Genomic DNA, 11,439 nt, shown 5'->3' on the forward strand with positions numbered 1-11,439 from the left:
CGCCGTGCACGCGCTCACCGACCTCGAACCCGACCTCGAGGTGTGCCTCCGTGACGCGCGGCGCCTGGTCCGCGACGCGGGGCGGCTCATCGGGAAGCAGCTGACGGCCCGGGGCCTTGCGGGAACGTCGGAGGGCCTCACTAACGTTGACACTGACAGCAGGAAGGAGTCTGTGCGATGACTGACGCCGGATTCGATCTGGTCATCCGCGGACAGCGCGTCCTCACCACCGCGGGGATCGCGCCGCGGGAGGTAGGCATCGTGGACGGGCGCATCGTCGCGCTCGAGCCGCTCGGGAACGGCCTGGCCGGCCGCGAGATCATCGAGCTCGCGGACGACGAGACGCTCATCCCCGGCCTCGTGGACACCCACGTCCACGTGAACGAGCCCGGCCGCACCGAGTGGGAGGGCTTCGCGTCCGCGACGCGGGCCGCCGCCGCCGGGGGCGTGACCACGATCATCGACATGCCGCTCAACAGCATCCCGCCGACCGTCAACGTCGACGCGCTCCGGCTCAAGCGCACGGCCGCGGAGACGCAGTCGTTCGTGGACGTGGGCTTCTGGGGCGGTGCGATCCCCGGGAACACGGGCGATCTCCGCGCGCTCCACGACGAGGGCGTGTTCGGCTTCAAGTGCTTCCTGCTGCACTCCGGCGTGGACGAGTTCCCCCACCTTGAGGTCGACGAGCTCGAGAAGGACCTCGCCGAGATCGCCTCGTTCGACGGGCTCATGATTGTGCACGCGGAGGATTCGCGCGCGATCGATCGCGCGCCGAACCCCGAGGGCGATATCTACGAGAGCTTCCTGCACTCGCGGCCCCGCGGGGCGGAGAACGTCGCCATTGCCGAGGTCATCGAGCGGGCCCGCTGGACGGGTGCGCGGGCGCACATCCTGCACCTCTCGTCGTCGGACGCCCTCGCCATGATCGCCACCGCCAAGCGCGACGGCGTCAAACTCACCGTGGAGACGTGCCCCCACTACCTCACGCTGCTCGCGGAGGAGATCCCGAACGGCGCCACGGCGTTCAAGTGCTGCCCGCCGATCCGCGAGGCGGCCAACCGCGAGCTCTTGTGGAAGGGCCTCGAGGACGGCGTGATCGACTGCATCGTCACCGACCACTCCCCCAGCACTCTGGACCTCAAGGACCTCGAAAACGGCGACTTCGGGGTCGCGTGGGGTGGGGTCGCGTCGCTCCAGCTGGGCCTTCCGATCATCTGGACTGAGGCGCGCCATCGGGGCATCCCGCTCGAGCGCGTAGTCGAGTGGATGGGCCGCAAGCCCGCCGAGCTCGCCCGGCTCCAGCGCAAGGGCACGCTCGCGCCCGGGTACGATGCAGACCTCGCGATCTTCGCAGCCGACCAGGCATTCGTCGTCGACGCGGACAAGCTCTACCACAAGAACCACATCACGCCGTATCAGGGGAAGACCCTGTCCGGGGTGGTGCGCCGCACCTTCGTGCGCGGCACCGAGGTGGACTTCAGCGAGCCCAGGGGCCGCCTGATCCGCCGCGGCACGGCCTGACCCTTTGCTGGAGGAGGAACCATGACAACCACCACGAAGCTCGCTTCCGGGCAGCTAGCCCCCGATTTCACGCTTCCCGACGCGTCCGGGAAGGACGTCTCGCTCTCCAATTACCGGGGGCGCCGCGTCGTCGTGTACTTCTACCCGAAGGCCGCCACGCCCGGCTGCACGACCGAGGCGTGCGACTTCCGCGACAGCCTCGACTCGCTCAACGCCGCAGGCGTGAGCGTCGTCGGGATCTCGCCCGACCCGGTCGAGGACATCGCCTCGTTCGCCGATGACTTCGGCCTCACCTTCCCGCTCCTCGCGGACGACGGCGCCGCCGTCGCCAAGGCGTGGGGCGCGTGGGGCGAGAAGATCGTGAAGGGCGAGGTGGTCGAGGGCATCCTGCGTTCGACCGCGGTGATCGCCCCTGACGGCTCGATCGAGTCGATCGACTACTCCGTCCAGGCCGACGGCCACGTTGCCGCGCTGCGGGACCGCCTCGGCGTCTGAGCCGCACCTCGCCCCGTCTCCAGGGCCCCGGACCGTGCGTCCGGGGCCCCCTTTTCGCCCCGTCACACACTAGGGTGTTGACAATCACAGTGGCCCCGGCCACACTATTTACACATGCTGAAATAACAGTTCCACGATGCGGAACCCAAGAAACCGACGTTCCGTATAGCCGTCACCGTGGATGCCAGCATTGAGCAGTTGAGGACCCGACAAGCCATGTTGCTTGAACAGTTCAACGCCGCCCCCGCCGATCAGGCACGAGAGCTTTTGAAGCCGTGCCTCGACGTCCCCCGCTGGATCGAAGAGATCACCGCTGGCCGCCCCTTCGCGAGCCTCGACGCCCTCTTCGACGCTGCCCGCGGCGCAGCGAAGCCCTTCACCGCCGACGAGCTCGAGGGTGCGCTCGCGCACCACCCCCGCATCGGCGAGAACGCGGCGGGCAAGTCCACCGAGGCCTCGATGTCCCGCAGCGAGCAGTCCGGGGTCGACCCCCGCGACGACGCCACGATCACGGCGCTCGCCGAAGGCAATCGGGCCTACGAGGAGAAATTCGGCCGGGTCTTCCTGATCCGCGCCGCCGGACGCTCGGCCGAGGAGATGCTCTCCGCCCTCCAGGAACGCCTGGGCCACACGCCCGAGCAGGAGGACGCAATCGTCGCCGAACAGCTCCGCGAGATCGCGGTGCTGCGACTCGAGAGGAGCATGAACGCATGAGCGTCTCCCATGTGACCACCCACATTCTGGATACCGCGACCGGCAAGCCGGCCGCAGGTGTCGCCGTCGAACTCTACGCCCGCGACGGCGAGGCATGGTTCCAGATTGGAACGGGCACTACCGATGCCGACGGGCGGGTGAAAGACCTCGGCCCGGAGCGACTGGCCAGCGGCGAATACCGCCTCCAGTTCGCGACCGGAGCCTACTTCGCCGGCATCGGGCAGGAGACCTTCTTCCCGGAGGTTTCTCTGGCCTTCACGGTCAACGAGAACGAGGCGCACTACCACGTCCCGCTCCTGCTGAGTCCATTCGCCTTCTCAACTTACCGAGGGAGTTAACCCATGTCTGAGAGCAAGATCGTTCTGGGCAAGAACCAGTACGGCAAGGCCGAGGTCCGCGTCGTCAAGATCACCCGCGACACCGCGCGCCACGAGATCGAGGACCTCAACGTCACGTCGCAGCTCCGCGGCGACTTCGCGGCGGCCCACTTCGACGGCGACAACGCCCACGTGGTCCCGACCGACACCCAGAAGAACACGGTCTACGGCTTCGCCCGGGACGGGATCGGCTCCCCCGAGCAGTTCCTCATCCGGCTCGCGAACCACTTCACGTCCGAGTTCGAGTGGGTTACCGGCGGCCGCTGGGAGGCCGAGCAGTTCGCGTGGGAGCGCATCGTCGCGCACGGCGAGGGCCACGACCACTCGTTTGTCCGCAAGGGCCAGGAGGTCCGCAACGCGGTCGTGACGAAGGACGGCGACAACGTCTACGTCATCTCGGGCCTGAACGACCTCACGGTCCTCAAGTCCACCGAGTCGGGCTTCGTGGGCTACCCCAAGGACCGCTTCACGACCCTCGCAGAGACCACCGACCGCATCCTCGCGACCGACGTCTCCGCCCGCTGGCGCTACAACAACGAGGCGATCGCGAACGGCACCGTCGACTTCAACAAGGCGTACGACGACGTCAAGGCGCTCTTGCTCGAGGGCTTCTCCGAGGAGTACTCCTACGCGCTCCAGCAGACGCTCTTCCAGATGGCCCAGAAGGTCCTCGACGCGCACCCCGAGATCGACGAGATCCGCTTCTCGACCCCGAACAACCACCACTTCCTCGTCGACCTGACGCCGTTCGGGCTCGACAACCCCGGCGAGGTCTTCTACGCGGCCGACCGCCCGTACGGCCTCATCGAGGCGAACTTCCAGCGCGAGACGATCTCGGACGCCGGAAACGCGTGGGACGGCATCGCCGGCTTCTGCTGAGCGCCCTTCCTAACCGACCCCACCCACCCACCCACCCACAGACGGACGACGGCGGCACTCCCTGGCCGCCGTCGTCCCCCCTTTCTTTGAGCCCACCCACCCACCCTCACCCACCCACACCCAAGTTGCGCACTCGGAAACCAAAGCTGACGAGGAGGTCCGCTATGTCCCGAAAGACCGCATCCACCCCACCCGCTCCGAGCCCTGAGGTCCAGAGCCCCGAGAACGAAAAGCTCCCGATCGCCACGGCGTTCGCGTACGGCTTCCAGCACGTCCTGACGATGTACGGCGGCATCATCGCCCCGCCGCTCATCGTCGGCGCGGCCGCTGGCCTCAAGGCCCAGGACATCGCGCTGCTCATCACGTCCTGCCTGTTCATCGGCGGCCTCGCGACGATGCTGCAGACGCTAGGCATCAAGTTCTTCGGCTCACGCCTCCCGCTCGTCCAGGGCGTCTCCTTCGCGTCGGTCGCGACGATGCTCGCGATCGTGAGCGGCGGTGGCGGCATCCAGGCCGTGTTCGGCGCCGTGATCGTCGCCTCGCTCATCGGCCTCGTCATCGCGCCGTTCTTCGCGCAGATCGTCCACTTCTTCCCGCCGGTCGTGACCGGCGTCGTCATCACAACGATCGGCCTCTCGCTTGTGCCCGTCGCGGCGAACTGGGCGCTCGGCGGCAACGCGAAGGCCCCCGGCTACGGCGATCCGTCGAACATCGGCCTCACGGCGCTCACGCTCGTGATCATCATGGCCTTGAGCAAGCTCGGAAGCGGCATGGTCTCGCGCCTGTCTATTCTTCTGGCCATCGTCATCACGACCGTCATCGCGGTCTTCCTCGGCAAGGCGGACTTCTCGCAGGTGGGCAACGGGCCGATCGTCGCGTTCCCCGAGCCGTTCCACTTCGGCCTGCCGACGTTCCAGCCCGCCGCGATCATCTCGATGGTTATCGTGATCCTCGTGATCCTCACGGAGACGACCGCTGACATCCTCGCCGTGGGCGAGGTGGCCGGCGCGAAGATCGATTCCAAACGGATCGCGAATGGCCTCCGCGCGGACATGCTCTCCTCCGCCGTCTCGCCCGTGTTCAACTCGTTCACGCAGAGCGCGTTCGCGCAGAACGTCGGCCTCGTGGCCGTGACGGGAATCAAGAGCCGGTTCGCGGTCGCGGCCGGCGGCGTAGTCCTCGTGCTGCTCGGCCTGCTCCCCGTGCTCGGCAGGGTCGTGGCCGCGGTCCCGATGCCCGTGCTCGGCGGCGCCGGGATCGTCCTTTTCGGCACCGTCGCTGCGTCCGGCATCCGGACGCTCGCGAAGGTCGACTACAAGGGCAACATGAACCTCATCATCGTGGCGACGTCGATCGCGTTCGGCCTCATCCCGGTGGTCAACGGGAGCTTCTACTCCAAGTTCCCCACATGGTTCCAGGTCATCTTCGACTCCGGCATCAGCTCGGCCGCCCTCATGGCCGTGCTGCTCAACGTGCTGTTCAACGTGTTCAAGCGGGGCAATCCGAAGGAGAACCCCTCCGTCTTCGCGGCCGCGCCGACGCGCATGATCCCGGTCGTGGTCCTCGATGCCCTCGAGGAGGGCGATCGCTGCGAGAACGGCAAGATCTTGGACAGGGACGGCCAGGAGGTGCCCGTCGACACCGCGAGCGGCGCCCACGGGCACTGAGCCCTCGCGCTGCCCCTCGGCGCGCCCGCCCCGAGCAGCCCGCGCCGTCGTCCGCTGGCCCCGCCTTCTTTTCGGGAAGGCGGGGCCGGCTGCGTTCAGCCAAGCTGCGTTCGGGTGGGTGGGTGCCGGCGGGCGGGTCCGTGAGAAGTGAGTACCCTTGAAATATGCCTTCTAAGCCCCGTCCCACGCGCGAGATCACGGTTCGTCGCGCCCCCAAGTACGTCCCGTTCCTGGTTGCGGGCGGCTTGGTCGGGGCCGTCGTGGCGCTCGCGGTCGGGTACCTGGGAACGGTCCCGGACGGGTACACGCGCGAGTCTGTCTTCGGCTATTTCCTCGTGCTGTTCGCGGCCGCCGGCGTGCTGCTGGGCGGTGTCGTCGTCCTCGTCCTGGACCGCATCAGCGTGGCGCGCTCGCGCAGGGCCTACGTCGAGGAACTCCCCGATGAGGAGGCGGCTCCCGAGGCCCCCGAAGCGGGCGACGGCGGCAAAGGCGAGCCCGAGGGGCAGTGATCCGGTCGGGCCCCGCGGCCATGAGACAATTGACCAGTGGTACGCGGTGACGGACTCCTCTCACTTGACCTAGATCCAGTCGACAAAGGCCCCAAGGACGCCTGTGGCGTCTTTGGCGTATGGGCGCCCGGCGAAGAAGTCGCCAAGCTGACCTACTACGGCCTGTACGCCCTGCAGCACCGCGGCCAAGAATCCGCGGGAATCGCGGCGAGCGACGGCACGCGCATCAGCGTGTACAAGGACATGGGCCTGGTCTCCCAGGTCTTCGACGAGTCCACGCTCAACACGCTCACGGGCCACATCGCCGTGGGCCACTGCCGCTACTCGACCACGGGCGCGAGCCACTGGGCCAACGCCCAGCCGACGCTCGGCGCGACCACGAACGGCACGGTGGCCCTCGCCCACAACGGCAACCTCACGAATACGGCCGAGCTCCGCGACATGATCGAGGAGCTCACCGGCGGGCACCTGACCGGCGAGATGAAGCAGGGCAACACGTCGGACACGGCGCTCGTGACGGCCCTGCTCGCGGGCGAGCGGGGCCACACCCTCGAGGAGACCGCGATGGAGCTCCTCCCCAAGATCCGGGGCGGCTTCTGCTTCGTGTTCATGGACGAGGGCACGCTCTACGCCGCGCGCGACACGTACGGCATCCGCCCCCTGTGCCTCGGCCGCCTCGAGCGCGGCTGGGTGGTGGCGTCCGAGCAGTCCGCTCTCGCGACCGTCGGCGCGAGCTTCATCCGCGAGATCGAGCCGGGCGAGTTCATCGCGATCGATGAGAAGGGTGTGCGCACGCACCGCTTCGGCGAGGCGACGCCGGCCGGCTGCGTCTTCGAGTACGTCTACCTCGCGCGTCCCGACGCGAGCATCGCGGGCCGCTCGGTCTACGAATCCCGCGTCGAGATGGGCCGCCAGCTGGCCCGCGAGAACAGCCACGAGGCGGACATCGTGATCCCCGTGCCCGAGTCCGGCACGCCGGCGGCCGTCGGCTACGCCGAAGAGTCGGGCATCCCGTTCGCGCACGGCTTCGTGAAGAACTCGTACGTGGGCCGCACGTTCATCCAGCCCTCGCAGACGCTCCGCCAGCTCGGCATCCGGCTCAAGCTCAACGCGCTCGAGTCCGTGATCCGGGGCAAGCGCGTGGTGGTCGTGGACGATTCGATCGTGCGCGGCAACACGCAGCGCGCGATCGTGCGCATGCTGCGGGAAGCCGGCGCGAAGGAGGTCCACATCAAGATCTCCTCGCCACCCGTCAAGTGGCCGTGCTTCTACGGCATCGACTTCGCGTCGCGCGCCGAGCTCATCGCGAACGGCGCGACCGTCGAGGAGATCACCCAGGCCATCGGCGCAGACTCGCTCGGGTACATCTCCGAGGAGGGCATGATCACCGCGACGCAGCAGCCCCGCGAGCGGCTCTGCACGGCGTGCTTCACGGGCAAGTACCCGATCGCGCTGCCGAGCGCGGACAAGCTCGGCAAGAACCTCCTCGAGCGGGACGGGGCGTCGGGGGACGGCCCGCGGACCGAGCCGAACGATGACGAGGATCCCGGCGTTCGCCCCGGCGCCGCAGGCTGCGATCCCGGCCCCGGCTCCGAACTCGAATCCCTGCTGACCCCGGAAGACCGCGAGGCCACTGTATGAACTCCCCCTCCCAGCCGCCCACCGCTCAGCCCGCCGGCATCACCTATGCCGCCGCTGGCGTCGACGTCGAAGCCGGGGACCGCGCCGTCGAACTCATGAAGGACGCCGTCAAGGCGACGCACAACGCCTCGGTGTTGGGCGGCGTCGGCGGTTTCGCGGGGCTGTTCGACGTGAGCCGCCTGCTCACGTACCGCCGCCCGCTGCTCGCGACGTCGACGGATGGCGTGGGCACGAAGGTCGCGATCGCGCAGGCCATGGACGTGCACGACACGATCGGCTTCGACCTTGTGGGCATGGTCGTGGACGACATCGTCGTGGTGGGCGCCGAGCCGCTGTACATGACGGACTACATCGCGTGCGGGAAGGTCGTGCCGGAGCGGATCGCGGACATCGTGCGCGGCATCGCGGCCGGGTGTGCGCAGGCGGGCACGGCGCTCGTGGGCGGCGAGACGGCCGAGCATCCCGGCCTCCTCGGCGAGAACGAGTACGACGTCGCGGGCGCGGCCACCGGCGTCGTCGAGGCCGACGCACTGCTCGGCCCCGAGCGCGTTCGCTCGGGCGACGTCGTGCTCGCGATGGCGTCCTCGGGCATCCACTCGAACGGCTACTCGCTCGTGCGCCGCGTCATCAACCACGCGGGTTGGGCGCTCGACCGTCAGGTCTCGGAGCTCGGCCGGACCCTCGGCGAGGAGCTCCTCGAGCCCACGCGGGTCTACGCGGCCGACTGCCTCGACCTCGTGCGGACGCTCAACGGCGAGGCGGGCGGTGCAGATCTCGCGCTGCGCGGATTTAGCCACGTGACGGGCGGCGGCCTCGCGGCGAACCTCGCGCGCGTCCTGCCGAAGGGCCTGCTCGCGACCGTCGACCGGTCAACGTGGGAGCTCCCCGCCGTCTTCAAGCTCGTCGCCGAGCTCGGCGGCGTCCCGCAGGCCGACCTCGAGCGGACGCTCAACCTCGGCGTCGGCATGGTCGCGATCGTCGCGCCCAGCGCCGCCGACGCGGCCCTCTCGCGCCTCGCCGAGCGCGGCGTGCAGGCCTGGGCCATGGGCACCGTGGGAACGGACGACGCCGGTGCTTCCGCCGCCTCCGCGGGCGATCCGGACTACGTTCAGGGTGCGAAGGGCGTCGACGGCGGGGCTGTCCGCCTCGTCAACGCCTACGCCTGACCGCCGCGCCCTAGCCGTCTCGGGTACAGAAACTCCCCCGCCCAGCCGTCTCGGGTACAGATGTCCCGTCCGTCCCCGAAAGGCCGGAGATGACCGAAGCACCGCGGAACCCTGCCCTCGACGAGATCGCGTTCTTCCTCGGCGTCTGGGAGATGACGCTCTCCAACGCGGACTTCCTCCCCGATCCAGGCCAGACGGCCGTCGGCCGGGCCGAGTTCGGGCTGCTTGAGGAGGGCTCGCTCGTCGTCATGCGGCAGTTCATCGACCCCGATGCGCCAGCTGCCGCGCGCTGGGTCATCGGCAGGGACGATTGCCGGCCCGAGTACACGGTCCTCTACGCCGACGCCCGCGGGGTATCGCGGGTGTACCGCATGAGCCTCGAGGAAGACGTGTGGAGGGTGTGGCGGGATGATCCGGCGTTCTCGCAGCGGTTCGAAGCTCAGGTCGCCGAGGACCGCCGGACGATGAGCGGGACCTGGGAGAAGCGTTCAGCCGGGGGCGATTGGGAGCACGATTTCGACATCGACTTCGTGCGCCTCAACGCCGACGGCGCCGGCACTTAGAGGCTCCCGGCTAGGTCCGTGAGGGCCTCGCCGACGTCCGCCCGCCACCGCCAGTGAGCCCGGCTGTCGCCGCGCGTCGGGCCCGCGTTCACGATCCCCACGGGCTTGCCTTCCCGGACTGCGTCGAGCACGAACCGGAACCCGCTCATGACCGCGAGAGACGAGCCGAGCACGAGGAGGCTCCTCGCCCCGGCGAGAATCGTCGCAGCCCGCTCCTTGCGGTCCACGGGGACACTCTCGCCGAAGTACACGACGTCGGGCTTGAGTTCGACGGAACCGCACACAAGACACCCCACCATGCGGAAGCGGTCCACCCAAGCCTGCGGCAGCTCAACGTCGCCGTCGGGGTTCACCGTCCCGGGATCGAGGCGCACGGCCTCGGCGTATCCCGGATTGGCTTGCGTGAGACGCTCGTCGAGATTGGACCGCCCCTCGACGTTGCCGCAATTGAGGCACACGACCTTGTCGAGGTCGCCGTGCAGCGTGACGAGGTTGCGCGAGCCCGCGGCGGCGTGAAGTCCATCCACGTTCTGAGTCACGACCCCGAGAACCACGCCCGCCGCCTCAAGCTGCGCGAGCGTCCGGTGCGCCCGGTTGGGCCGCGCCCGGTCGATGTGCCGCCACCCCACGAAGCTCCGCGCCCAGTACCGGTGCCGCGCCTCGGGATCGTGGCGGAACTCCTGATACGTCATGGGCCGGTGCTTGCGCCACGAACCGTCCGGACCGCGGTAATCGGGGATCCCGGACGCGGTCGAGACGCCAGCACCGGTCAAGGCCATGACTCCCCCGCCGCGCAGCATCGACAGAAGCCCAGCGCGGGCCTCGGAAGGATCCTGTGGTTCGACGGTCTCAACGACCTCGCGGGCGATCGATCGCAGCGCGGCCGCATGGGCTCGCACTACCGAGGGATCGTCCCTGCGATCGGTGACCTCGCTCATGAGCGGGCGTCAGCCGGTTTGCCGGGATTCCTCGTCGTCGTCAAATTGATCCGCATACTTGTCCTCGTAGTCGGAGTAGTCCGGCTCGAGGTCGTCTGCGTCATGATGCGGGTGGCTGTTCGAAGCGCCCAGTTCGCGCTGAAGTGCCGCATAGTCAGTGTTCGGGCTGTAGTACTTGATGTCCCGAGCCTGCTTGGTTGCCTTAGCCTTTTGACGGCCGCGCCCCATGGCGTGACCCCCTCTTTTGCCTCGTCCCGGAGGTAGTCGCGAAGGCAGGCTCGCGAGGCCCCGGAGTCATTGATCAATTTGTCGTAGGTCTAGACTACATGTAATCGCGACCGCCTGCGTATTCACGCGGGTGGTCGAAACGGCGCTGGAACACCGGTCCGGGAAGTCCCGAGAGCACGATGGAAGGGCACATTACGGCATGACGAGCGTGTACGGTCCCCAAGGCCACTACCAGGGGGATCAGCAGGCCGCCGCACCCCGCCAACCGCCCCTTCCCGGACGCCCCCGACGCATCAATCAGAGGCGCCGCTTCCGCGCCACGCCGTGGGGCCGCATCACGACGGTCGGGGGCGCCGTCGTCGTCCTTCTCATCCTGTGGGCGCTCGTGGCTACGCTGACGGCGAAACACGGCGGCCCCGAGCCTCTCGCCGAGGGAGTCACGTCCGCCTCGAAGTACGCGGTGGGAGACTGCTTCCCCGACTTCGACGCGAGCGCGGACACCAACCGCGCGGTCTCGTGCACCGACGCGCACTCTGCCCAGCTCGTCGCGACGGCGACGTACGCGGCAACCGATGCCTACCCCGGCAAGGAGTCGCTCGACACACGGGCCGCGGAGCTGTGCCGCCAGACCAAGCTCAACCTCCCGAAGGATACGAGCAATCTCAAGCAGCGCACGGTCGTCCCCACCCAGGAAGGGTGGACCGGCGGCGACCGTCGGGTGGACTGCTTCGTCGAGAGCAC

Annotated in this window: 14 protein-coding genes; 12 read left to right on the plus strand and 2 right to left on the minus strand. The window is 68.6% G+C overall.

What is annotated here, in order from left to right:
• The 11 genes from ACLN58_RS11490 to ACLN58_RS11540 all read left to right on the plus strand — a co-directional run.
• Positions 1-181 (plus strand): hypothetical protein (locus ACLN58_RS11490; protein WP_415855393.1); only part of this gene is annotated, 181 nt, incomplete at its 5' end.
• Positions 178-1,521, plus strand: a complete 1,344-nt coding sequence (allB, locus tag ACLN58_RS11495; RefSeq protein ID WP_415855394.1) for an allantoinase AllB — start codon at positions 178-180, stop codon at positions 1,519-1,521. The genes ACLN58_RS11490 and allB, both read left to right, overlap by 4 nt.
• A gap of 21 nt (positions 1,522-1,542) precedes the next feature.
• Positions 1,543-2,016, plus strand: a complete 474-nt coding sequence (gene bcp, locus ACLN58_RS11500; protein WP_415855395.1) for a thioredoxin-dependent thiol peroxidase — start codon at positions 1,543-1,545, stop codon at positions 2,014-2,016.
• 198 nt (positions 2,017-2,214) lie between these two features.
• Positions 2,215-2,730, plus strand: a complete 516-nt coding sequence (gene uraD / locus ACLN58_RS11505) for a 2-oxo-4-hydroxy-4-carboxy-5-ureidoimidazoline decarboxylase (RefSeq protein WP_415855406.1) — start codon at positions 2,215-2,217, stop codon at positions 2,728-2,730.
• Positions 2,727-3,068: a hydroxyisourate hydrolase gene (gene uraH / locus ACLN58_RS11510; protein WP_415855396.1), complete on the plus strand. Its 342-nt coding sequence runs from the start codon at positions 2,727-2,729 to the stop codon at positions 3,066-3,068. The genes uraD and uraH overlap by 4 nt, the downstream gene beginning before the upstream one ends.
• A gap of 3 nt (positions 3,069-3,071) precedes the next feature.
• Positions 3,072-3,986, plus strand: a complete 915-nt coding sequence (gene pucL / locus ACLN58_RS11515) for a factor-independent urate hydroxylase (RefSeq protein ID WP_415855397.1) — start codon at positions 3,072-3,074, stop codon at positions 3,984-3,986.
• 164 nt (positions 3,987-4,150) lie between these two features.
• Positions 4,151-5,653 (plus strand): nucleobase:cation symporter-2 family protein, encoded by a 1,503-nt coding sequence (locus ACLN58_RS11520; protein ID WP_415855398.1) that lies wholly within the window; start codon positions 4,151-4,153, stop codon positions 5,651-5,653.
• 164 nt (positions 5,654-5,817) lie between these two features.
• On the plus strand, positions 5,818-6,162 hold the full coding sequence (locus tag ACLN58_RS11525) for a hypothetical protein (RefSeq protein ID WP_415855399.1): 345 nt from the start codon (positions 5,818-5,820) through the stop codon (positions 6,160-6,162).
• A 36-nt stretch (positions 6,163-6,198) separates the two neighbouring features.
• Positions 6,199-7,803, plus strand: coding sequence for an amidophosphoribosyltransferase (gene purF, locus ACLN58_RS11530; protein WP_415855400.1), 1,605 nt, complete (start codon positions 6,199-6,201; stop codon positions 7,801-7,803).
• The gene (purM, locus tag ACLN58_RS11535) at positions 7,800-8,969 is read left to right on the plus strand and encodes a phosphoribosylformylglycinamidine cyclo-ligase (protein WP_415855401.1); all 1,170 of its coding nucleotides are present in this window, start codon (positions 7,800-7,802) and stop codon (positions 8,967-8,969) included. Before purF ends, purM begins: the two co-directional genes overlap by 4 nt.
• A gap of 89 nt (positions 8,970-9,058) precedes the next feature.
• On the plus strand, positions 9,059-9,532 hold the full coding sequence (locus ACLN58_RS11540) for a hypothetical protein (protein ID WP_415855402.1): 474 nt from the start codon (positions 9,059-9,061) through the stop codon (positions 9,530-9,532).
• Here ACLN58_RS11540 and ACLN58_RS11545 read toward each other — a convergent pair.
• Positions 9,529-10,470 carry a Sir2 family NAD-dependent protein deacetylase gene (locus ACLN58_RS11545; protein ID WP_415855403.1) on the minus strand — a complete coding sequence of 314 codons (942 nt, stop codon included), beginning with the start codon at positions 10,468-10,470 and terminating at the stop codon, positions 9,529-9,531. The two genes, ACLN58_RS11540 and ACLN58_RS11545, sit on opposite strands and share 4 nt — an antisense overlap.
• A gap of 9 nt (positions 10,471-10,479) precedes the next feature.
• Positions 10,480-10,698, minus strand: a complete 219-nt coding sequence (locus ACLN58_RS11550; protein ID WP_415855404.1) for a DUF3073 domain-containing protein — start codon at positions 10,696-10,698, stop codon at positions 10,480-10,482.
• 199 nt (positions 10,699-10,897) lie between these two features.
• Between ACLN58_RS11550 and ACLN58_RS11555 the strand changes: the two genes are divergently transcribed.
• The coding region (locus ACLN58_RS11555) for a septum formation family protein (RefSeq protein WP_415855405.1) at positions 10,898-11,439 on the plus strand (542 nt) is incomplete at its 3' end.

This window comes from Sinomonas sp. G460-2, from assembly GCF_047759905.1.
GTDB lineage: Bacteria > Actinomycetota > Actinomycetes > Actinomycetales > Micrococcaceae > Sinomonas.

Excerpts from the sequence above, each read along its gene's own strand:
- allB (WP_415855394.1), top strand. The coding sequence starts at position 178 with ATGACTGACGCCGGATTCGATCTGGTCATCCGCGGACAGCGCGTCCTC.
- bcp (WP_415855395.1), top strand. The coding sequence starts at position 1,543 with ATGACAACCACCACGAAGCTCGCTTCCGGGCAGCTAGCCCCCGATTTC.
- uraH (WP_415855396.1), top strand. The coding sequence starts at position 2,727 with ATGAGCGTCTCCCATGTGACCACCCACATTCTGGATACCGCGACCGGC.
- pucL (WP_415855397.1), top strand. The coding sequence starts at position 3,072 with ATGTCTGAGAGCAAGATCGTTCTGGGCAAGAACCAGTACGGCAAGGCC.
- ACLN58_RS11520 (WP_415855398.1), top strand. The coding sequence starts at position 4,151 with ATGTCCCGAAAGACCGCATCCACCCCACCCGCTCCGAGCCCTGAGGTC.
- ACLN58_RS11525 (WP_415855399.1), top strand. The coding sequence starts at position 5,818 with ATGCCTTCTAAGCCCCGTCCCACGCGCGAGATCACGGTTCGTCGCGCC.
- purM (WP_415855401.1), top strand. The coding sequence starts at position 7,800 with ATGAACTCCCCCTCCCAGCCGCCCACCGCTCAGCCCGCCGGCATCACC.
- ACLN58_RS11540 (WP_415855402.1), top strand. The coding sequence starts at position 9,059 with ATGACCGAAGCACCGCGGAACCCTGCCCTCGACGAGATCGCGTTCTTC.
- ACLN58_RS11545 (WP_415855403.1), bottom strand. The coding sequence starts at position 10,470 with ATGAGCGAGGTCACCGATCGCAGGGACGATCCCTCGGTAGTGCGAGCC.
- ACLN58_RS11550 (WP_415855404.1), bottom strand. The coding sequence starts at position 10,698 with ATGGGGCGCGGCCGTCAAAAGGCTAAGGCAACCAAGCAGGCTCGGGAC.